The following is a 20926-nucleotide window of genomic DNA, read 5'->3' as shown; positions in this document are numbered from 1 at the left end:
CGTGAAGGTCAGCGTCGCAGTGAGCGCATCGCCCTCCGCGACCGGTGTTGGATCGTCAATCGAGACAATGACCGAATCGTCATCCGTGAAACTGCTCGTCCCAACATTTTCCGTAAGGCTAAGAGTGGTACCATTGTCCGAGGAGTTTAGCGTTACCGTCACCGTCTCGTCGGCTTCGATTACCGTGTCGCCATTGGTGGTCACATCTATCGTCGCGCTCGTGCTGTTCGCGGGGATGACAACATCCGTGGTCGTGCCGTCCTCGTTTCCGCCGCTTATGGTGTAGTTGACAGTGGTCGGGTTCAAAGGATCCGCAACGTCAAGGCTCACAGTGAAGGTCAAGGTGGCCGTGCCAATGTCGCCCTCATCCTCAGGGTCGGGATCGTCTATGCTAATTGTCTGCCCAAACCCCACACCAATTCCAAAAAAAAGGAGTAGAATAAACAATAGACCACCGCGTCCCATAGCGGCAGATGGTAATAATGAGGGTTTTTTAAGCAGAGGTTGCATTATTTATTGGGTGCGTTTCAGTTATGTTCTTTTTGCCTGCGTGTAGTTGGATGATTTGGGAGAATCAATATTACAAAAAAGGCAAGGAACATCCTTGCCTATTAGTTTAAATCTCAATTTATTCGGATAAAGTGTTTTTAGCACCTAGGAAACCGATGCGGAACTGGTTTCAGCCTCGCGGTGGATTTTCTTTACCAAGCCCTGCAACACCTTGCCTGGCCCTACTTCCACAAAGGAAGTGGCACCATCATCAACCATTTGTTGCACGCTTTGCGTCCACTTTACGGGAGCCGTTAATTGCAGTATCAAATTCTTTTTGATTTCCTCCGCATCGGACACGGCTGTAGTGGTCACATTTTGATAGATGGGGCAGCTCGGTATTTTGAATTCCGTGGATTCGATGGCCGCGGCCAACTCTTCTCGTGCCGGTTCCATCAAAGGGGAGTGGAATGCTCCTCCTACAGGCAACAACAAAGCTCTTCTCGCTCCGGCCTCCTTCATTTTCTCACAGGCCACATTTACGGCATCCACTTCTCCTGATATCACCAATTGGCCTGGGCAGTTATAATTGGCGGGCACCACGATGCCCTCCACTTCTGCACATAGTTTTTCAACCACCTCATCTTCCAATCCCAATACAGCAGCCATGGTACTGGGCTGTATCTCGCAGGCCTTTTGCATGGCAAGGGCACGTTGTGACACCAACTTTAAGCCGTCCTCAAAATTCAAGGTGCCATTGGCCACCAAAGCGGAGAATTCGCCCAAGGAATGTCCAGCTACCATATCGGGCTTGAAACCATCTCCCAACACCTTGCTCAAAATAACGGAATGCAAAAAGATGGCCGGTTGGGTCACTTTGGTCTGCTTTAGATCTTCGGCGGAGCCTTCGAACATAATGTCGGTTATGGAAAACCCAAGGATTTCATTGGCTTTTTCAAACAATTCCTGTGCTTCGGAGTGATTTTCGTAGAGGTCCAAGCCCATTCCCACAAATTGCGCTCCCTGTCCTGGAAAAATATATGCGTTCATAGTTGTCGAGTTTTTTTAGGTGGGACAAAAATAGGGAATATTATCTGATGGATTCCTTGATTTTTGGATAGTTGGATTGTCGGACTTGTGGATGCAGAATCGCTACTCCTCTTTAAACCAACTGGAATATTTCACATAATTGTTGGCAATGCGATCGATTTCCCCAGAGGAAAGTTCTGGACTGATGTCCTTGATTTTCTTGGCCGGCATTCCGGCATAGATGCTCCCAGGCTCCACATGGGTACCTTTGGTAACCACGGCACCCGCCGCGATGATGGAATTGCTCTCCACCACACAATCGTCCATGATGATACTGCCCATACCCACCAACACATTGTCCTTGATGGTGCACCCGTGCACTATGGCATTGTGCCCTATGGATACATTGTTTCCAATGGTGGTCGGCGATTTTTGATAGGTGCAATGGATGACGGCCCCGTCCTGCACATTGACCTTGTTGCCCATTTTGATAAAATGGACATCGCCACGGATCACGGCATTGAACCAAACACTGCATTGATCGCCCATGCTCACTTCGCCCACAATCGTGGCATTTTCAGCGATAAAACAATCCTTGCCTATTTCTGGGGATTTGCCCCTGACTGGTTTTATAATCATAAAATTGGAATTTGCTTCTTTACATGGAAACGCATCTCGACTGCGCTCGATGTGACAATTTATTGAAAATATGACAATAGATCGGCCTTTTTGGAAGCAGAGACCGAAAGTTCCTTACCATTGGACAGCACCACGCTGCCCCCTTTCCCCTTTTTGTACTTGACCACTTCGGTAACGTTCACCAAATAGGATTTATGGATACGGGCAAAGGAATAGGATTGTAGGGCTTCCTCAAAATATTTCAAGGTTTTGCTCACCACTATTCTCTTTTTTTCCAGATAGATTTCGGTATAGTTGTCATCCGCTTTGCAGAAATAGATGTCCGATATGTCCAATACCTGAAAACCATCCTGCTGGGGAAGGGTAATTTTACCTTCTGCGCGTACTGGTCTGGCCTGAAGCACTTGTCCTTCCAGGGCGTTTTCCTTTTCCTTGATGGCACGTACGTAGTCCACTGCCTTGATCAGTTCATCTATATTGATGGGCTTCATCAAATAATAGGCTGCATGATGGTTCAAGGCATCCATCGCATATTGATTGTACGCTGTGACGAAAATGGTCTCGAAGGTACGGTCAGGGATTTGGTCCAACAGGTCAAAGGCATTGCCAAAAGGCATTTCCACATCCAAAAAAACAAGGTCTGGACGGTGCTTCTTGATTTGCTGCAAGCCTTCTTCGATCGTGGCACCTTCGCCCAACAATGTAACTTTGTCGCAATACTTGGCCAGATAGTTCCGAAGGATTTCCCGACTATTGGCCTCATCTTCCACAATGACCGCTTTGAGTTCCATCATTGCTTTTTGAGTTTTAGGGATACCCGTGTACCCGTTTGATCATTATTGAGGTCGGAAATGGATACCTCTACCCTGTTTTTGTACATATCGTTCAAAATTTGGATTCGTTTTTTAATGTTGCCCATCCCTTTCGACTTCTGTTTCTTTTGATTGGTGGTCTTCAACTCGGCTGATTTTTTTCTGCCGATGCCGTTGTCCTCTATTCGGATTTCGAGCATATCGTTGGTCACTTGGCGTATCCCGATCTTTAAAAAACCTTTTTCCTCCTTGTAGCGCAAGCCATGCCAAATAGCGTTTTCAATATACGGCTGAAGCAACATCGGCGGGATTTGGAAGGCATCGATATCGATTTTGTTGTCCACATCGATTTCATAATCAAACTTATCGGAGAATCTTGAGTGTTCCAGTTTCACGTAGAGTTCCAACAACTCCAATTCCTTGGCCAGTGGAATGAAGTCCTCCTCAGAATTTTCGAGCACACTTCGCATCAATACGGAGAACTCACTTAAAAAACGGTTGGCACTTCGCTCATCACTTTTGGCGATATAATTGTTCACCGAATTCAGTGCATTGAAAATAAAATGCGGGTTCATCTGGGTACGTAGCGATTTCAATGCCAACAGATTGTTCGCCAGTTTTTGCTGCCTATTGCTCCGGTAGTACAAAAATGCAGTAAGCGCCATTGAGGCGATACCAAAAATCAATGAATAGATGATCCATTTTTGGCGCTTGCTGGTTTCCTCGTACAACTGTTGCTCCGTGAGGGCCAAATTGTATTTGCTCTGGCTGAGTTCGCGTTCTTGCTCCAAGCTTGAGATTCGATTTTGGGTATTGGCAATCTCTCTGTTAAAACGGGCCGCTCTGGATATTTCCTGTTCTTTTCTGACATACAGGCTGTCCACCACCGCCACATAATCCTGATACGACTCCAGGGCCTTGGTGTAATCCCCTTTGTAGCGATATACTTCGGATAATTTTCGCGTAGCATCCTTTTGCACCACCAAATCATCGTCCCTATCCGCTTCTATGATACTTTTCTCCAGATAGGGAATGGCTTCATCCAGTTTATCCTGTGCGATATAGGCGTTCGCAATTTTGTAATTGATACGCTGTGAGGTTACGGTGTCCCTTGTGGAGATGCCTTGTCCAGCCGAGGCAACGGCATTTTTGGGCAATTGCTCCAACTCGTCCAAGTTTCTTTTTCGGAGTTGGATCTCATCGTCATAGCGATTTTTTTGATTGTAGAAATCCGCTACTTTCTCACTTTCCTGAATGAGTCGTTCCGGAGCTACCTGTTTGGAAAGGTTCAAGGAGTTTTGATAAAAACCTTCGGCCTCGATTACCCTGTTCTCTACGGCAAAAGCATCAGCTATTTTGGAATTCAGGTCGATTTCCTTGGGTGATATTTGATTTTTTTCGGCAATGATCAACCCTTGTTGATAATAGTTTTGGGCATCTTTTAAGTTGGACAGCTCTTTGTTGGCATCCCCCAGAGCTTCAAAAAGCTCCACACGTTGGTAGGGCACCATGTTCCTTTCCATGATCAAAGGCTCCAAAATTGAGATGGCACTTTCATAATTCCCGTTGAGCACATAGGCCTTGCCCAACAACACCTTCGTCTTGTTGGACTCTTGGGCGGCCAAGGCATCCTTAAAATTGGTTATGGCCAAATCATACTGCTCGTGATACATGTAAATCTCGCCAAGGGTGCGAAGGGAGGACGAAAGTTCCCGTTTGTTCCCCGTGCTGCCCAGCGGTTCCATGGAACGGGCGATGAAATCAATGCTCTTTTCAAGATTGGTCTTTTTATATACATTGGCCGAATCCAAAAGGCGTTGGTGATCGTCCAAACCGCTCCTTGAACTGGATACTTCGCGCTTTTGTTTTCGGGAAGACCAAGTCCCCTCGTATCCTTCCACCCGTACATCCACATCTTCATCCGACTTGATGCGATAACGTACTGTTTGCAGTTCGGGACTTTCAACGATCAACATATCCCCAACGGATGCCTTAATGGAAAACTCCCCCAATGCATTGGTCGTTGTAAAGGCACCTTTATTGGTGGACACGTGAACTCCGGAAATAGGAACATTGTTTTCCTTTCCCTTGACAGAGCCCTTGATCACAATTTCCCCCTTAGTGTTTCCAACTTGCGCCAGAGTGCTCCAAGAAGTCAGCAGCACCAATACCACTATGTATGCCTTTTGAATCATAACTTAGGTAAACATACTGCTTCCCAAGCATTTTAAAAAATAGGTTGTCCCCGAATTGGGCTGAAAAATGCTTGATTCCTCCCCTGTTACGAACTAATCGGTTCCATTCGCTCATTCCAACCGCTTGGTTGCTCATTCTGGATTTTTATTGCTGAAAGTTGCCGATACATTTACCTCAACTTTAAAAATCATTGCATCATGAAACATTTGAATTACATATTAGGCTCAGCAGTTTTGGTGTTCATAACGGGAACCAGCTATGGTTGTAACCTAAAGGCCCATACCAAAGAGAAAACCACATTGACCACTCCATACACCAGTGAAAAGCCAAGGGAACAGTACGTTAAAATCGCCCTGCTGTTGGACACCAGCAATAGTATGGACGGACTCATCAATCAGGCCAAGGCCCAATTATGGGATATCGTCAATGAATTCACCCATGCCAAATGCGGCACCAGTGTTCGACCATCCCTTCAAATTGCACTTTATGAATACGGAAATGATAATCTTTCCTCCCGCGAAGGATACATTCGACAGGTATTGGGGTTCAGTAACGATTTGGACGAGATTTCTGAAAAATTGTTCTCTTTGACGACCAACGGTGGCGAAGAGTATTGCGGGGAGGTAATCCACACTTCCCTGAAACAATTGGACTGGGGCAAAAATGCCGATGACCTTAAAATGATCTTCATTGCGGGCAACGAACCCTTTACGCAGGGAAAATTGGATTTCAAGGATGCTGCCTCCAATGCCAAAGAGAAGGATGTGATCGTGAATACCATTTTTTGCGGTAACTACGACCAAGGTATTTCCTCCATGTGGAAAAAAGGGGCTACGCTGACCGGTGGAGAATATATGGCCATTGACCACAACAGACAAGTGGTCCATATCAACACGCCCTATGATGATATCATCATCCAATTGAACTCCAAATTGAACAACACCTATATCTCCTACGGATCCATCGGGAGGCAAAAGAAAGAGCTTCAATATGCGCAAGATGCCAATGCGGCCGAATTGGAAGAAGCTGTAGTCGTGAAGAGAGCGGTAAGCAAGAGTTCCAGATTGTACAAAAACTCACAATGGGATTTGGTGGATGCCGTAGAGGACGATGAAGCTGTCATATCGGAATTGGCGACGAAGGATTTGCCCAAGGAATTACAAGGAAAATCCGAAAGTGAGATCAAAGCCTATGTGAAACAAAAGAAATCCGAACGTGAAGCCATCCAAAAAAGGATACAGGAACTCAATGCCAAGCGCGAGGCCTACATTGCCGAACATCAAAAAGAAGAAAGCGGAGAGTTGGAAAATGCCATGCTATCGGCCATAAAGGCCCAGGCTTCGAAGAAAAACTTCACTTGGGACAAATAATAGCATTCAAATACAAGTTGTCACATCGAGCGTAGAGCCGAGATACTTTTAAAAAGTTCTTGCCTGCGCTCGAACTTATTCCATAAAATGCTTGAAAATCAATTATTGGCCGCTGGACAGTAACAGTCGTAACGTTTGCCATCATCACTTTGACCAAAGTCGTACCCTAAGGTAATCTGGTGGAACCCACCGTTATCAAAACGGATATCCCCGGATTGATAGGAATAGTTGTAGGAGAACATGAACCGGTTCACATTGACCCCGATAATCGGTGTAAACAGTTGTAAGCGCTGTTCGCCAAATGTTCCATTGGTCTGAAACTGTGCCCCATCAAAACTACGACGGTAGGACAGTCCGGCCCACACGGTACCAAAACTCACATCCCGATACACCTTGGCATTCAAATCGACGGTCTTTTCTTTGGTAAAATCGGTCATCTGGAACAAAATGGATGGTTCAATCCGCGTAGTTCTTCCAAAAACATAACCAACAGAGAACAAATAACGTCGCAGATTATCAAATTCCGCTGCGGTGTATAAATCGCGACCGCTTCCCAAAACGTTCAAAACCGCGGCATGGGCATAAAACTCGAATAGATTATAGGAAACCCCCAGATCCATATTAAAATAGCTGGCCGTGTTCTTTACACCCGTTACTACCGGGTCGGGGATTACCGACACAAACTCGCTTTCGTCCAAACTACTCAGTATAACACCTGCACTCAAACCAAAAGAAAGCTGGTTCAAAGTCCTGAAATCGCCCCCCATCTGCAGATGATGGGCATAGGTGGCCTTAAATCCGGTTTGTGAATGGTAACCATTGGAATCGTTGAAAAGGATGCCTCCGATACCACTGCGCTCGCCCACCCTGGAATTGATGTTCAATGTCTGCAAACTCGGTGCTTCATCCACGTTGAACCATTGTTTTCTTGCCGTCAGACGAATCTTGGTCCCATCTGCAATACCTGCCATGGATGGATAGACCAAATAATAATTGTCCGCCAAGTAATCAAAATACACGGGAATTCCTTCCTGTGCCTTGGCCATGGACCCAAAAAACAGGGCTATGAAAATCGAGGTTAAAATTCGTCTCATGTGACGGTCGGGGCTAATGGTTGTTCAATACAATAAAACACTAACATAACGGAATGCACCACACATTATTATAATATTTTGCTGCACATCTTAACTATTGGTATTTTTGCATCAAAGATTCAAGATGAAAGAGTACAATATTACGGTTGTTGCCACCAACAACCCCAAGATAATCAAAATGGAGGCCAACCATTTTTTGGTAAAGGGCAACTACGAGTACAAAAACATAGACGAGGCCAAAAATTCTCCCTTGGCACAACAGCTTTTCCACCTTCCATTTGTCAAGACCGTTTACATATCCAGTAATTTTGTGGCTTTGGAACGTTATGACATCGTGGAATGGGATGATGTTAAGGACGAGGTGGCACAACAACTGGTGGAATACCTCAACGCGGGCGAGCCCGTAGTGAACGAGGAAGATGTGAAAAAGAAACAGCCCATTACCGTTTACGCGGAGGTTACCCCCAACCCAGCGGTAATGAAATTTGTTTCCAACAAAAAAATTGTTCCCAGCACCTACGAGTTCAAGAACATTGATGAGGCAAAAGAGTCTCCATTGGCCATGGAACTCTTCCATCTTCCATTTGTGAAAGAGGTATTTATGGATGAAAACTATGTTTCCGTCACTAAATACGACGTCTCGGATTGGGAAGAAATCAACATGCAATTGCGTGAATTCATCAGGGATTATCTGGCCGATGGTAAAGATGTTGTGACCGCGGAGGCCATCCAAAAAAGCAAGGAAACCGTAGAGCAAAAGAAAGTAGGCACCGATTACGATGACACATCGCTTCAGATCATCGACATTTTGGAAGAATATGTGAAACCAGCCGTTGCAGGTGATGGGGGAAACATTCTTTTCCAATCGTATGAAGAGGAGAGCGGTACGGTGAGCGTGATCTTGCAAGGAGCCTGTAGCGGTTGCCCGTCATCCACTTTTACCCTGAAAAATGGTATCGAGACCATGCTGAAGAACATGATGGGTGAAAAAATCAAGGAAGTAGTGGCCTTGAACGGGTAATTAACTCCATTTTACTGCCATATTCCCATCAAAATTTGTTACATTGAAGGGAATCAAAAAAATACATTGACCATGGCAGTTTTAAAAGTTATTGAAGTATTGGCGAATTCCAGCAAAAGCTGGGAAGATGCAACCAACAAAGCGTTGGAGCAAGCCTCAAAATCCGTTAAAAACATTCGTTCCATCTATATCAACGAGCAAAGTGCTACGGTAAAAGATGGAAAAATTGACGATTACAGGGTAAATGTGAAGATTACCTTTGAGGTTCAATAATACAAAGTCAAGAATAGAAAATGCGTCCGCAAACGGACGCATTTTTTTATGCGCAAGAATGCTCAATTGATGAAAAAAACAGTTTTCTTCATATTAATCACGATCGCAGCCCTCAGTTGCAAACAAAAATCAGACGAAGTGACCCATAAACACACCAATGCCCTTATCCATGAGACCAGTCCCTACCTATTGCAACATGCCCACAACCCCGTAAATTGGGAGGCTTGGAGCCCTGAAGTGTTGGAAAAGGCCCAAAAAGAGGACAAACTTTTGCTCATCAGTATTGGTTACGCGGCCTGCCACTGGTGCCATGTGATGGAAAAGGAATGTTTCGAGGATGAGCAAGTGGCCGAAATAATGAACGAACACTTCATCAATATTAAAATAGACCGAGAAGAACGCCCCGATGTGGACCAAATCTATATGGATGCCATTCAAATGATCTCAGGTCAGGGCGGTTGGCCCTTGAACATAGTAGCCTTGCCCGACGGAAGACCGTTTTGGGGAGCTACCTACGTACCCAAGGACAATTGGATAAAGTCACTGGAACAACTGGCCGAACTATATCAAAAGGACAAACCGAGAATTACCCAATATGCCAGCGATTTGGCCAATGGGCTCCAAGCCATCAATCTTGTGGAAAACGACAAGGACAGCGAGCTCTATTCTCTGGAGCAATTGGACTCGGCCGTGCAACATTGGACCCAATACTTTGATACTTATTTGGGCGGACATAAACGTGCCCCTAAGTTCATGATGCCCAACAATTGGGGTTTTCTATTGCATTACGCCACCGCTGTGGATAAGCCTGAAATCATGGAGTTTGTGGACACCACGCTCACTCGAATGGCGTACGGAGGTGTGTATGACCATGTGGGCGGTGGTTTTTCCCGATATGCCGTGGATGTGAAATGGCACGTGCCCCACTTTGAAAAAATGTTGTACGACAATGGTCAGTTGACCAGTTTATATGCCAAAGCCTATGCGGTGACCAAAAATAATCTATATAAAGATGTGGTTACCGAAACCATCGCCTTTGTGCAAGAAGAGCTTTTGGATGAAAGTGGTGGATTCCATTCCTCTTTGGATGCGGACAGTCTGGATGAAAACGAAAAACTCGAGGAGGGCGCATATTACGTTTGGACCAAAGAAGAACTTACCCGATTATTGAAAGATGATTTTGGGTTGTTCCAAGCATATTTCAACATTGACTCCTACGGACATTGGGAAGAGGAAAACTATGTGCTCATCCGGGATAAATCAGATGAAGAAATAGCGGAAAAGTTCCAAATGACGGTTCCCGAGCTGAGAGCCAAAATCAACGAAAACCTTGTCTTGCTCAAAAAGGAACGGAACAAACGCTCAAGACCGCGTTTGGATGATAAAATCCTGACATCATGGAACGGGTTGATGCTCAAGGGACTCGTGGATGCCTATCGATATGTGGGCAACGAAGATTATCTGGACCTTGCTTTGAAAAATGCCGCTTTCATTGAACGTGAAATGATCAAAGAGGATGGTTCGCTTTATCGTAACCACAAGGAGGGCAAAAGCAGTATCAATGCCTTTTTGGATGACTATGCCACGGTTATCGACGCTTACTTTTCACTCTACGAGGTCACTTTTGATGAAAAATGGCTTGATTTGGCCAAAAGTCTCTTGGATTATTCCAAAGCTCATTTTTTTGATGGGGCATCCGAAATGTTCTTTTACACTTCAGATGAAGACCAATCCCTGATTCGAAGAACCATAGAGGTCGATGACAATGTGATCTCCTCTTCCAATTCCATGATGGCCATCAATCTGTATAAATTTCATAAGCTTTACCCCGATGAGATTTATGGAACCCTATCCACTCAAATGCTCAAAAACGTTCAAAAGGATTTTGACCGAAGGGCACAGGGTTTTTCCAATTGGCTGCACTTGGTATTGTTCCAAAACCAAAACTTTTATGAAATAGCCGTACTTGGAGAAGATTACCAACTCATGGGACAACAAATCAGCAAGGAATATGTGCCAAACAGTGTTTTGGTCGGCTCCCCAAAGGACAGCTCTCTTGAACTACTGAAAAACAGAACGGTACCTGAAAAAACCTTGGCCTATGTCTGTATCGAGGGTGCTTGCAAACTCCCTGTGACCAGTACAGAAAAGGCTTTGGAGCAATTGTGAAGGGCGTTAACATTAACATTTGTTTAAAAACCTTTTCTTTTATTTAACCCGAATATTAACTACGTTGCTATTTAAACTAAAAAACCATTATGGAAGAACTAGAAAATTATCAAGATTACATAGACCAAGCTGTTGAATGGGCCATTAGCATAGTGCCAGGTCTCATCACAGCCATTGTTATATTTTTTGTCGGTCTTTGGGTCATTACCTTCATCAATAAAATGGTACGTCGCTTTTTCAAGAAAAAGGACTACGACGAGACCCTGGAATCCTTTCTGCAAAGTTTTATCAGCATTACCCTAAAGGCGTTATTGTTTGTTTTGGTAATCACACAGTTGGGGGTCAAGACCTCATCTTTGGTGGCCATCGTGGGTGCCGCAGGTCTTGCCATTGGTCTTGCATTGCAGGGATCGTTGGCGAATTTCGCCGGAGGGGTCCTCATTTTGATATTCAAGCCTTTTAAGGTCGGGGACTGGATTTCTGCCCAAGGGGTAGACGGATCGGTAAAGGAAATCTCCATTTTCAACACCAAGCTGAGCACTTTCGGCAACCAGATTGCCATTATTCCCAATGGACAATTATCCAACGGTAACATTGTCAACTATAACATGGAAAACACCCGTAGGGATAAAATCGACGTAGGCATCGGATATGGCTCGAACATTAAGGAGGCCAAGGAAATTCTTTTGCAGATATGTGCGGACAATCCGAACATCAATACCGAGCCTGCCCCCGAGGTATACGTAGGTGCCTTGGCGGATAGTTCTGTAAACTTGACATTGCGTTTCTGGGCCAATAACGATGTCTTCTGGCCAGCACACTTCTACGTACTTGAACAGACCAAATTACGCTTTGATGCTGCGGGAATCGAGATTCCTTTCCCACAAAGGGTTATGCACAAGGCTTTGGAAGATTAGTTTTTCTTCTTTTTCTGCTGAAGGACAAAATCCTTGAGGTAATAAGGCTCAAAGTAAGCCACATCCTCAAATTGACCGGTTTCGTATTTCTGCAATGCGATTGAGGCCATGTCCTTTGCAGAAGGGACCACAGATTCATTGAAAACAAAATTGGGGTGTTGCAAGACACCCCTACATTTTTCTGCTCCACTCCCCACCAGATATACGGTATTGCCGGAAACATATTCCGTAAAAGAATCCTCATCGATGACCTCGGCACGGGTCTCACGAGCTTCTTTATATGCAGCATCGTATACACAGGAATACACCTCCATCCGTCTGGCATCCAGCACGGGGATCACCAATTCATCGGCCTTTACTTCTACCTGATGTGCCATACTTTGTAAAGTGGGCACTGAAATCAAAGGAATGTCCAAAGAAAAGCAGAGTCCCTTGGCGGCAGACACCCCTATTCGCAGTCCCGTGTACGAACCTGGTCCCTTGCTTATAGCAATGGCATCAAGGTCCGGAAATGACAAAGAAGCCTCTTTCAAGGCTTCTTTTATGAATACGTGCAATTGCTCTGAGTGCGAATAGCTCGCTGCATTGTTCTCTTTCAGGGCAACGATTTCGCCATCCTTTGAAATGCTCACGGAGCAATTGGTGGTCGCGGTTTCTAAATGTAGTATTATGGCCATAGCGGCCACAAAGATACTAGTTTAATGAAATGGGTATACCAAAGTAGAACTCCAATATTTTCAATCGGAAGATATAATCGTACTTGGTACGGATCACATCAGCTTGGGCATTCTCTACCCTGGCCTGTGCCTGACTATATTCGAAGGCGTTCATTAAACCAACATCGTAACGTTCTTTGGCGTAATCATAGGCCAATGTTCTTGCTTCCAACGTTTTTTCTGCGGCCGCGTAGGCCTTCTCAAACGTGTTCACGTTTACATAGGCTTGCTGTATGGTGCTTTCAAGATCCAATTTATCCTGTTCCAATTGCAATTTTGCCTTATCCAAACTGATTTTGGACCGCATCACGTTGTTACGGGTGCTCCATCCGTTGAAAATCGGAATGTTCAACTGTGCACCGTAACTGATACCATCAAAAATCCACAACTGATCGGTAAGCCCGGGAGTGTAAACACCCCCGTTCCCATCAGGAATCTGGGTTACATCGGAATACCTTGTCCCATATTGGAAAAAGGCGGACAATGTGGGCAAGTAAGCCCCTTTTGCAATTTTAAGGTCCTGTTCTGCCAATTCCACATTGGATTCAGAGAATTTGATATCGTTCCTAAAGCCCAAAGCCTTATCAAAAATCACTTTGGGAGAGTTGCTAAGAATATCCGAAGGTGGAATATCGAATTCCTCTTCCGCTATATCAAAGTTCTCATAATCGGTAATCTGAAGCAATTGGGCAAGACTCACTTTGGATATCAACACATTGCTTTCCCCATTGATGATCTGTTGCTCCTGATTGGCGGCCGTGGCCTCAATCTCCAAAAGGTCTCCCCTCGGAACCACCCCGGATTCCACCAATTCCTTGGTTCTTTTCAAATCTTGTTCGGTAACGGCATATTGCGCCCTGAAAGTCTTTAGCTGTTCTTTATTGGAAACCACTTGCAAATAGGCGTTGGCCACGTTCAAACGGATATCATCCTTTAGATTTTCCAGTCGGTATTGATTCGCTATCGCGTTCATTTTGGCCCGGTGTACCTGGTTGATGTTTCGTAATCCATCAAAAAGGGTAATGCTGGACGTAGCACTGATATTCACGTTGTTTGCCGTACTGTTGGTGGGCAAGTTGTTTGTTGGGTTAATGGAGAAACCGGTGTTACTCGATGCCGAAGTATTTCCGTTCAAGCTTGGAAGCAAGTTGCCGATTGCGTCGGATTTATCGATTTTGGCATTCTCCAGATCCAGTTCAAATTGTTCTACGGTCAAGTTGTTTTCCACTGCGTATTCCACACATTCCCTTAGCGTCCATTTTTTATTCTGCGCCAAGGAAGTGCCCACTGCCAGGAGCAGTAGCATTATGGTTATCTTATACTTCATTTTTCTATTTTGATTGATGATGATTACTCTGTCTCGGTTTCTTCCTCACCTTTCTTAACAGGTTCGGTTTTATTCCAATGTTTTACTTTATCCTCCTTGGTAAGCCCGGATAGGACTTCCACATTTACCCCATCGGAAATACCTGTTTCAATATCCCTTCTTTCAAACTTTTGTTCTTCAACCGAACCTACGGCAACTTCCACATAGGGTTCGTCGGTCTCCCTGTCAAACTGCAATACAGCTTCTGGAATCACAAGGATACTATCCTTTTTTTCCAAAACAATGGAAGCATTGGCACTATAACCTGCACGTATAAACACATCATCCTTTTCCTCTACATCACCTTCAATCTTGAATTGCACCGCACCTGTTTCCTCAATACCCTTTGGGGCAATGAACTTAAGTTTAGCGTCCAATTCCACATCCTCCACTGCACCTAAGCTTATTTTCAATGGAGTTCCCACTTTGAGTTTTCCAACCTCTCCTTCATCTACCTTTCCTTCGAAAATCATTTTGCCCAAATCTGCAATTGAAGCAATGGTGGTACCATCATTGAAATTATTACTTTGAATGACCTGGTCTCCTTCCTCAACAGGGATCTCAAGTACAGTTCCATCCACTGTGGCCCTGATATTGGTGTTGGCACTTGAAGAACCACCGGCTGAACCTTTTCTAATGATTTGGTAATCGGCCTGAGCATTTTTCAATTCCTGTAATGCTTGCTCATAGGTCAACTTCAAATTGTTGAAATCTTGATTGGAAATCACTCCTTTGTCGAACAAGGTCTTGTTTCTATCATATTCCAATTTGGCATTGTTCAACGCTAACTCGGCGTTTCTCACCCTACCACTAGCTTGATTCAAAGACTGCTCGTTTGGAACCACCTTAATTACGGCAATAAGGTCGCCGGCCTTGACCTTGGCTCCTTCCTCCAAATAAATCTTTTCAATAATTCCTGAAATTTGAGGTTTTATTTCAATTTCATCTTCCGGAACAACCTTACCTGTGGCCACCGTTTTCTTTTCAATACTGGAAATGAACGGTTGACTGGTATCGTATGTAATAGCGGATTTGCTATTCGATTTCATAAAGAAAATAGCGGCCCAAAGTGCACCTAGCACTAATACTCCTATTAAAATATATTTTACGATTTTGTTCATTTTGGTGTTTGTTATAATGATTGTTATTCTTCTCTTAATGCATCTATTGGTTTTATACTAACGGCGCGTTGCGCTGGAATCAATCCGATCAGTGTTCCAAGGACCACCATGATCAACAGTGCTCCTAACACATAGGGAATAGGAACTGTGGGATTGGTATACGGAAAATCCAAATCCTTGGTAAGGCTATTTATGATGGATAACACACCTGCTCCTAAAATTATTCCCATAATGCCTGCAATCATGGTAAGGAAAACCGATTCCAAGATGATTTGGGAACGTACCTCCCTTGGAGTTGCCCCAAGTGCCCTTCTCACACCTAATTCCTTGGTTCGTTCTTTTACGGATATCAACAAGATATTTCCAATACCGATTACTCCTGCCAATATGGTTGCAATACCTACGACCAAACTTAAAAAGGTCATTCCCTTGGCAAAGCCTGAAACCCTTGTGAACATCTCTCCCAAATTAAAGGAACCAAACGCTCTTTCATCCTCTGGATTTACCCTATGGATATTTTTCAAAAGTGCCTTAACATCTTTCTCTACCTGAACCACATCCACATCGTCGTAAGCTGCAATACAGAAATAATCTACGTTGTCCCCTGTATTGTATAGTTTTCTAAAGGTTGTAAAGGGTATGAAAATAGCCGCATCGCTGTCAAAACTTACGCCTTGGGAAAGCTTGTGCACCCCAACCACTTGAAAATAGACGTCCCCTATCCTGATATATTGCCCTATAGGGTCTTCATCCTTGTCAAACAACTCTTGAACGTTTCTTTCTCCAATGACGCAAACCTTTCTGGCTTTGGCGATATCCTCGTCATTAATGAACCGACCACCGTCAAATATTTTCTTTGTTGCGATTTTAGTATACACGGGATAATCCCCATTTACTGGATATGACCCGGATTTTTGCCCTCTTACCGTAAAAACAGGGTCCGTTCCAAAATTCCCCAAAGTGATTCTAGGAGCAATATTATTGATTTCTGGTATTCTGTTCTCCAATTTGGCAACGTCTCCCAATTTCAACTGCATCGGACGACCTGTCTTAAACCCTTCATACGGCATACTTGTACTCTGGCCCCAGACGAACATACTGTTCATGGAAACGCTTTCAAAAACCTTTTCAAAACCATTGTCCATTCCCTTGGCGGCTCCAGATAAGGCTATATAAATGAAGATTCCCCACAACACCCCCACAATGGTAATAATGGTACGTGTCTTATTCTTTCCGATTGAACCGAATATTTCCTGCCAAGTATTTCTATCGAAAATAAATCTCATATCATTCGTCTCTTAATGCTACAATTGGTTTAATTCTAGCTGCTCTTCTAGCAGGTATGTATCCGGCTAATCCACCAAAGAAGATTAAAACTAAAGTTGCGAATACTGCGGTTCCCGTATTAATGAAAGGATTGGTAATGAAATAATCCTCGAGTGTATCCCCCAGGGAACTTAACATGGCCACACCTATGACCATCCCAACCACACCTGAAACCGTAGTGATAAACACAGATTCCAAAAGAATGGTTCCTATAACAGACCTAGGGGTAGCTCCCAATGCTTTTCGGATTCCGATTTCCTTGGTACGCTCTTTTACAACAAACACCATGATATTACTGATTCCAATAATACCCGCTATGATGGTTCCAAAAGCCACAAATCCGACAATAATCTGTAAAACGCCTGCAAATTGTTGATTTTGCTTTAACTGATCCGCTACATTTCGAATAAAGAAGCCACGCTGATCATCTGGGGCAATAAACTTCTTGTCCCTTAGAAAATCTCCAAGTTTTTTCTCGAAAGCCATGGCCCCACTGTATCCTATCTCGGGCTTAAACCCGATTACGATTTGGTTTATCTTATCCGTATTCTTTTCAATTAACTGTCTAGTAGTGTAGGGAATATAAATCCTTCTTTCTTCATCATCACCGGCATCATCCTGAAATACCCCGATAACCTTAAAGGCACTCCCCGTAACATCAATGTACTTACCTATGGCATTCTCATTTTTGAACAAATCTTTTTCCACCAACCTACCTATTACTGCATATTTCACCTTGTTCTCGATATCTTCCTGATTGAGATACCTTCCCTTCATAATAATGGTCTTTTCGGCAAACTGGTAGGATTCGCTTACACCCCTGGTTGTATAATTGTTGGATTCATTTTTGTACTTGACCATTCCACTGCGATCGACCCTGGGAGAGATGTATTCCACAAATAATGGAAAAGATTCCTCGATATCGGCCAAATCGGAATTATCGAATTCTATTTGCCTGTTGGATTTATACCCTTTGTATGGCTTGGAAGTCCTGCCTGGAAACACAAAGAATGTATTGGTGGCATCATCCTCAAAAAACTCATTAAAAGTGTTTATGAGTCCATTTCCAAAACCATACAGGACAACAAATATCAAGATACCCAAAGCTACAGTAAAACCAGAAAGGAAAGTCCTTAGCTTGTTCTTCTGAATGGTCTCGAATATCTCTTTCCAGCTGTCCCTATTAAACATATTGAGCGGCTCTAACTTGTTCTACTTTCTTGTCTTCTACGATAATACCATCCTTTAGATGCACAATTCGCTTGCACATGTGTGCAATATCCTCCTCATGCGTTACCACTAAGATGGTATTCCCATCATCGTTGATTTTCTGGATAAGGTCCATTACCTCATAGGAAGTTTTACTGTCCAAGGCCCCTGTCGGCTCATCCGCCAAAAGCACTTTGGGCTCTGCAGCCATGGCTCGGGCTATGGCCACCCTTTGCTTCTGTCCACCGGAAAGTTCACTGGGCAAGTGATCGGCCCATGGTTTCAATCCCACCCGCTCCAAATATTTCAATGCCTTCTCTTGGCGTTCTTTTCTGGGTACTTTTTGGTAATATAAGGGCAGCGCTACATTTTCTGCGGCACTCTTGTAATTGATAAGGTTAAAGGACTGAAAGATGAACCCCAAGAACTTGTTCCTATATTGGGCAGCTTTGGTTTCGCTCAAATTCTTGATTGGCACACCATCAAGTGTATAAGTCCCCTGATCAAGTTCATCCAACATTCCCAAAATGTTCAATAAAGTGGATTTTCCCGATCCTGAAGACCCCATAATGGCCACAAGCTCTCCTTCTTCTACTTTAAAATTTATACCCTTTAAAACATGAAGGGAGTTGCTCCCCATTTTATAGGATTTATGAAGATCTTTGATTTCTATCATGATTGATGATGTTAGCTATCTTACTTTTACTTCTGCTAGTAAGACATATATGTTGTTAAAATGTTACAAGATTTTTTACTTTTTTTTCAGAAGAGTGGTTTTTGCACACTATTCCTCAGCCAGTGCATTCCACACCTTGACTTTGTCAGTGGCCGCTATGCCTGACTTTACCTCAACAAAAATGCCATCACTCACTCCAAGTACCACTGGCTTTCTTTCAAACTGCTGATCAGCGGTTTCCACCTCGACAAATGGGTTTTTCGTATCATCATCAAACTGCACCAATGCCTCCTTAACTGCCAAAACGCTATCGGCCCTTGCCAAGATAATGGACGCATTGGCACTAAGCCCAGCCCTTATAAAAACAGTATCCTTCTTTTTTAAAGTTCCTTTGATCTCAAATTGGATGGCACCGTTTTCTTCTTTTCCCTTAGGTGCAATATAATCCAAAACAGCATCAAAAACATGGTTTTCTATGGCACCAACGGTAATCTCCAATGGCAAATCTTCTTTGATCTTTCCAACTTCGGACTCATCCACCTTTCCCTCAAAGATCATTTTATCGACATCGGCAATGGCAGCAATGGTGGTTCCTTCATTAAAGGTGTTGCTCTCAATAACCTGATTGCCCACCTCTACGGGTACCTCGAGAACCATTCCGCTGACCGTGGCCTTGATCATGGTATTGGCCGAACTGCTCAATCCGCTCGTGGTTCCTGTTTTCACGATATCGTATCGTTTATTGGCAGCCGCATAGGCTTGCTTTGCTTGATCGTACGATACCTGTGCCCGTTCCAAATCTGTTTTTGGGATGACTCCTTTACCATAAAGGGTAGACTGGCGCTCGTAGTTTCTTTTTTGATCGTCCAGCGTGATCTTAGCTTCATCGATGGCATTGCGCGCATCGTTAAGTGCAGATAAATTTGGAACGACTTTGATCTTGGCCAAAAGGTCGCCTGATTTTACGTAATCGCCTCCTTCCACATAAATCTCTTCGATGACACCCGAAATATTGGGCTTGATCAAGACTTCTTCCAAAGGAAGAATACTCCCCGTGGCCACAGCTTTTTTTACAATGGTCTGTTTGGAAGGTGTCTCCGTTTGATACACTACGGGATCCTCAGCATTTTTTTGATACAAGTAATACATGGAGCCACCGAACACTATTACGATGAGCAACAAGATGACAATGGTTACCGATTTTTTCATTTTAATTTCTGTTAATTGATTGATTCTATTCTATTATTCTGTTCGCAATGCTTCGATGGGCCTTACCCGTATGGCACTCTGGGCCGGAATAAAACCTGCCAATAGTCCCGAGACCATCAAAATGACCAAGGCGCCTGTAACCACGCCAACGCTTACACTTGGACTCATGAACATATCCACGGGCCCAACACTATCCAGCAAGGAGTTAATGCCAAAAATGACCAAAGACCCAAATATGATACCGACCATACCCGATATCAAGGTCAGGAAAATGGACTCCATCAAAATTTGCTTTTTTATGGACCATGGCTGTTCCCCCAGTGCCCTTCGTATACCGATTTCCTTTGTGCGCTCCTTTACCACAATGAGCATAATATTGCTCACTCCGATTATACCGGAAAGCAATACCATTATTCCCACGATATAGGCGACCGCCTTTAACGCCCCGAAAAGACTCTCGACACGATTGTATTGTTCGTAGAGATCAAAATAACCAACCGCACGGGTGTCTTCCGGATGTACTTTATGGCGCTTTTTCATTACATCCACGATCTTATCCTTGAGTTGGGAAATAGAACTTCCGTCGTTGGCGGTAATGGCCATCCACCCCACATCCTCGCCTCGGTTAAAGGCCTGGGAGAAAGAGGTAAAGGGAACGAATATTTCTTTTTGACCTTCTTCCCCACCTCCGCTATTGTTCTTTTTATACGTTCCGATGACCATAAAGTTCACTCCTTGAATTTTGATATAGGTTCCCAAGGCGTCTTCGCCTTTATCGTATAGGTCGTTTTTTACCCCTTGACCGATAATGGCCACTTTTCTTTTTTCCTTGATGTCGTTATAGTTCAGGAACCGTCCGGCCGTGACAGCCATGGGATCTTGGTTGATGATTTCGGGATAATCGCCATATACATTGTACGCCCCGGTACGGATTCCGCGTACTACGTTATTGTTACCACCAAAACCGCCCAGTTGGTTCCGAGGGGAAATAAACCTTAGGTTGGGCACATTATCACGCAAAGCCGCTACATCATCTATCTTGAATTCAAAACTTCTTCCCTTTGGCAGACCTTGATAACCTTTGGTGGTTGATCTTGTCCACATGAACATCGTATTGGTCGCTATATTCCCAAAATCCTGTTTGATGCCATTCTCCAATCCTTTCCCGGCAGCCAGTAGAACGATCAAGATAAAGATGCCCCAACATACCCCGAAGGCCGTAAAGACGGTACGCCACACATTGGTAGTGAGTACCTCGATAATTTCCCGCCATCTATCCTTATTGAACATATCA

The 20926-nt window shown here is 44.1% G+C and carries 19 protein-coding genes and 1 pseudogene; 5 read left to right on the top strand and 15 right to left on the bottom strand.

Features of this window, described 5'->3' with window-relative positions; all coding sequences use genetic code 11:
* The 6 genes and pseudogenes from EO132_RS03190 to EO132_RS03165 form a co-directional block, all read right to left on the bottom strand.
* Positions 1-510 (bottom strand): annotated as a pseudogene (locus tag EO132_RS03190) (hypothetical protein); the annotation flags it as partial.
* 144 nt (positions 511-654) lie between these two features.
* Positions 655-1539, bottom strand: a complete 885-nt coding sequence (fabD, locus tag EO132_RS03185) for an ACP S-malonyltransferase (protein ID WP_127136565.1) — start codon at positions 1537-1539, stop codon at positions 655-657.
* Positions 1540-1641: 102 nt separating this feature from the next.
* Entirely contained in the window at positions 1642-2157 is a 516-nt protein-coding gene (locus EO132_RS03180; RefSeq protein ID WP_127136564.1) for a gamma carbonic anhydrase family protein, read from the bottom strand.
* Positions 2158-2216: 59 nt separating this feature from the next.
* A complete protein-coding gene (locus EO132_RS03175; protein WP_127136569.1) occupies positions 2217-2948 on the bottom strand; it encodes a LytR/AlgR family response regulator transcription factor in 732 nt (243 codons plus the stop codon).
* Positions 2948-5164, bottom strand: a complete 2217-nt coding sequence (locus EO132_RS03170; RefSeq protein ID WP_127136563.1) for a tetratricopeptide repeat-containing sensor histidine kinase — start codon at positions 5162-5164, stop codon at positions 2948-2950. The genes EO132_RS03175 and EO132_RS03170 overlap by 1 nt, the downstream gene beginning before the upstream one ends.
* Complete coding sequence (locus EO132_RS03165) at positions 5088-5300, bottom strand: hypothetical protein (RefSeq protein ID WP_127136562.1); 213 nt, start codon at positions 5298-5300, stop codon at positions 5088-5090. The genes EO132_RS03170 and EO132_RS03165 overlap by 77 nt, the downstream gene beginning before the upstream one ends.
* Positions 5301-5362: 62 nt before the next feature.
* Here EO132_RS03165 and EO132_RS03160 point away from each other — a divergent pair, with 62 nt between their 5' ends.
* A complete protein-coding gene (locus EO132_RS03160; protein ID WP_127136561.1) occupies positions 5363-6535 on the top strand; it encodes a vWA domain-containing protein in 1173 nt (390 codons plus the stop codon).
* Positions 6536-6633: 98 nt separating this feature from the next.
* Here the strand turns inward: EO132_RS03160 and EO132_RS03155 are convergent, their stop codons facing one another.
* Positions 6634-7629, bottom strand: coding sequence for a PorP/SprF family type IX secretion system membrane protein (locus EO132_RS03155; RefSeq protein WP_127136560.1), 996 nt, complete (start codon positions 7627-7629; stop codon positions 6634-6636).
* Positions 7630-7753: 124 nt separating this feature from the next.
* Here EO132_RS03155 and EO132_RS03150 point away from each other — a divergent pair, with 124 nt between their 5' ends.
* The 4 genes from EO132_RS03150 (at position 7754) to EO132_RS03135 (ending at position 12009) form a co-directional block, all read left to right on the top strand.
* Positions 7754-8650 (top strand): NifU family protein, encoded by an 897-nt coding sequence (locus EO132_RS03150; RefSeq protein WP_127136559.1) that lies wholly within the window; start codon positions 7754-7756, stop codon positions 8648-8650.
* A 72-nt stretch (positions 8651-8722) separates the two neighbouring features.
* Positions 8723-8923 (top strand): dodecin family protein, encoded by a 201-nt coding sequence (locus tag EO132_RS03145; RefSeq protein WP_127136558.1) that lies wholly within the window; start codon positions 8723-8725, stop codon positions 8921-8923.
* Positions 8924-8992: 69 nt separating this feature from the next.
* Positions 8993-11092 (top strand): thioredoxin domain-containing protein, encoded by a 2100-nt coding sequence (locus tag EO132_RS03140; RefSeq protein WP_127136557.1) that lies wholly within the window; start codon positions 8993-8995, stop codon positions 11090-11092.
* 89 nt (positions 11093-11181) lie between these two features.
* Positions 11182-12009, top strand: a complete 828-nt coding sequence (locus EO132_RS03135; protein ID WP_127136556.1) for a mechanosensitive ion channel family protein — start codon at positions 11182-11184, stop codon at positions 12007-12009.
* Here EO132_RS03135 and tsaB read toward each other — a convergent pair.
* The 8 genes from tsaB to EO132_RS03095 all read right to left on the bottom strand — a co-directional run bounded on the left by tsaB (position 12006) and on the right by EO132_RS03095 (position 20922).
* Positions 12006-12686 (bottom strand): tRNA (adenosine(37)-N6)-threonylcarbamoyltransferase complex dimerization subunit type 1 TsaB, encoded by a 681-nt coding sequence (tsaB, locus tag EO132_RS03130; protein WP_127136555.1) that lies wholly within the window; start codon positions 12684-12686, stop codon positions 12006-12008. The genes EO132_RS03135 and tsaB overlap by 4 nt on opposite strands.
* Positions 12687-12702: 16 nt before the next feature.
* The gene (locus tag EO132_RS03125) at positions 12703-14052 is read right to left on the bottom strand and encodes a TolC family protein (protein ID WP_127136554.1); all 1350 of its coding nucleotides are present in this window, start codon (positions 14050-14052) and stop codon (positions 12703-12705) included.
* A gap of 23 nt (positions 14053-14075) precedes the next feature.
* Positions 14076-15212 carry an efflux RND transporter periplasmic adaptor subunit gene (locus EO132_RS03120; RefSeq protein WP_127136553.1) on the bottom strand — a complete coding sequence of 379 codons (1137 nt, stop codon included), beginning with the start codon at positions 15210-15212 and terminating at the stop codon, positions 14076-14078.
* A gap of 23 nt (positions 15213-15235) precedes the next feature.
* Positions 15236-16498 (bottom strand): ABC transporter permease, encoded by a 1263-nt coding sequence (locus EO132_RS03115; RefSeq protein ID WP_127136552.1) that lies wholly within the window; start codon positions 16496-16498, stop codon positions 15236-15238.
* Between the two features lies 1 nt (position 16499).
* A complete protein-coding gene (locus EO132_RS03110; protein WP_127136551.1) occupies positions 16500-17729 on the bottom strand; it encodes an ABC transporter permease in 1230 nt (409 codons plus the stop codon).
* Positions 17722-18423: an ABC transporter ATP-binding protein gene (locus EO132_RS03105; protein ID WP_127136550.1), complete on the bottom strand. Its 702-nt coding sequence runs from the start codon at positions 18421-18423 to the stop codon at positions 17722-17724. The genes EO132_RS03110 and EO132_RS03105 overlap by 8 nt, the downstream gene beginning before the upstream one ends.
* Positions 18424-18531: 108 nt before the next feature.
* Positions 18532-19632 (bottom strand): efflux RND transporter periplasmic adaptor subunit, encoded by a 1101-nt coding sequence (locus tag EO132_RS03100; RefSeq protein WP_127136549.1) that lies wholly within the window; start codon positions 19630-19632, stop codon positions 18532-18534.
* 33 nt (positions 19633-19665) lie between these two features.
* Positions 19666-20922 carry an ABC transporter permease gene (locus EO132_RS03095; RefSeq protein ID WP_127136548.1) on the bottom strand — a complete coding sequence of 419 codons (1257 nt, stop codon included), beginning with the start codon at positions 20920-20922 and terminating at the stop codon, positions 19666-19668.
* Between the last annotated feature and the right edge of the window lie 4 nt (positions 20923-20926).

This window comes from Flagellimonas oceanensis, assembly GCF_003992595.1.
Lineage (GTDB): Bacteria > Bacteroidota > Bacteroidia > Flavobacteriales > Flavobacteriaceae > Flagellimonas > Flagellimonas oceanensis.
Note: the sequence above shows the minus strand (reverse complement) of the source record. Positions and strands in the feature narration are given on the sequence as shown.

Excerpts from the sequence above, each read along its gene's own strand:
- fabD (WP_127136565.1), bottom strand. The coding sequence starts at position 1,539 with ATGAACGCATATATTTTTCCAGGACAGGGAGCGCAATTTGTGGGAATG.
- EO132_RS03180 (WP_127136564.1), bottom strand. The coding sequence starts at position 2,157 with ATGATTATAAAACCAGTCAGGGGCAAATCCCCAGAAATAGGCAAGGAT.
- EO132_RS03175 (WP_127136569.1), bottom strand. The coding sequence starts at position 2,948 with ATGGAACTCAAAGCGGTCATTGTGGAAGATGAGGCCAATAGTCGGGAA.
- EO132_RS03170 (WP_127136563.1), bottom strand. The coding sequence starts at position 5,164 with ATGATTCAAAAGGCATACATAGTGGTATTGGTGCTGCTGACTTCTTGG.
- EO132_RS03165 (WP_127136562.1), bottom strand. The coding sequence starts at position 5,300 with ATGAGCAACCAAGCGGTTGGAATGAGCGAATGGAACCGATTAGTTCGT.
- EO132_RS03160 (WP_127136561.1), top strand. The coding sequence starts at position 5,363 with ATGAAACATTTGAATTACATATTAGGCTCAGCAGTTTTGGTGTTCATA.
- EO132_RS03155 (WP_127136560.1), bottom strand. The coding sequence starts at position 7,629 with ATGAGACGAATTTTAACCTCGATTTTCATAGCCCTGTTTTTTGGGTCC.
- EO132_RS03150 (WP_127136559.1), top strand. The coding sequence starts at position 7,754 with ATGAAAGAGTACAATATTACGGTTGTTGCCACCAACAACCCCAAGATA.
- EO132_RS03145 (WP_127136558.1), top strand. The coding sequence starts at position 8,723 with ATGGCAGTTTTAAAAGTTATTGAAGTATTGGCGAATTCCAGCAAAAGC.
- EO132_RS03140 (WP_127136557.1), top strand. The coding sequence starts at position 8,993 with ATGAAAAAAACAGTTTTCTTCATATTAATCACGATCGCAGCCCTCAGT.
- EO132_RS03135 (WP_127136556.1), top strand. The coding sequence starts at position 11,182 with ATGGAAGAACTAGAAAATTATCAAGATTACATAGACCAAGCTGTTGAA.
- tsaB (WP_127136555.1), bottom strand. The coding sequence starts at position 12,686 with ATGGCCATAATACTACATTTAGAAACCGCGACCACCAATTGCTCCGTG.
- EO132_RS03125 (WP_127136554.1), bottom strand. The coding sequence starts at position 14,052 with ATGAAGTATAAGATAACCATAATGCTACTGCTCCTGGCAGTGGGCACT.
- EO132_RS03120 (WP_127136553.1), bottom strand. The coding sequence starts at position 15,212 with ATGAACAAAATCGTAAAATATATTTTAATAGGAGTATTAGTGCTAGGT.
- EO132_RS03115 (WP_127136552.1), bottom strand. The coding sequence starts at position 16,498 with ATGAGATTTATTTTCGATAGAAATACTTGGCAGGAAATATTCGGTTCA.
- EO132_RS03110 (WP_127136551.1), bottom strand. The coding sequence starts at position 17,729 with ATGTTTAATAGGGACAGCTGGAAAGAGATATTCGAGACCATTCAGAAG.
- EO132_RS03105 (WP_127136550.1), bottom strand. The coding sequence starts at position 18,423 with ATGATAGAAATCAAAGATCTTCATAAATCCTATAAAATGGGGAGCAAC.
- EO132_RS03100 (WP_127136549.1), bottom strand. The coding sequence starts at position 19,632 with ATGAAAAAATCGGTAACCATTGTCATCTTGTTGCTCATCGTAATAGTG.
- EO132_RS03095 (WP_127136548.1), bottom strand. The coding sequence starts at position 20,922 with ATGTTCAATAAGGATAGATGGCGGGAAATTATCGAGGTACTCACTACC.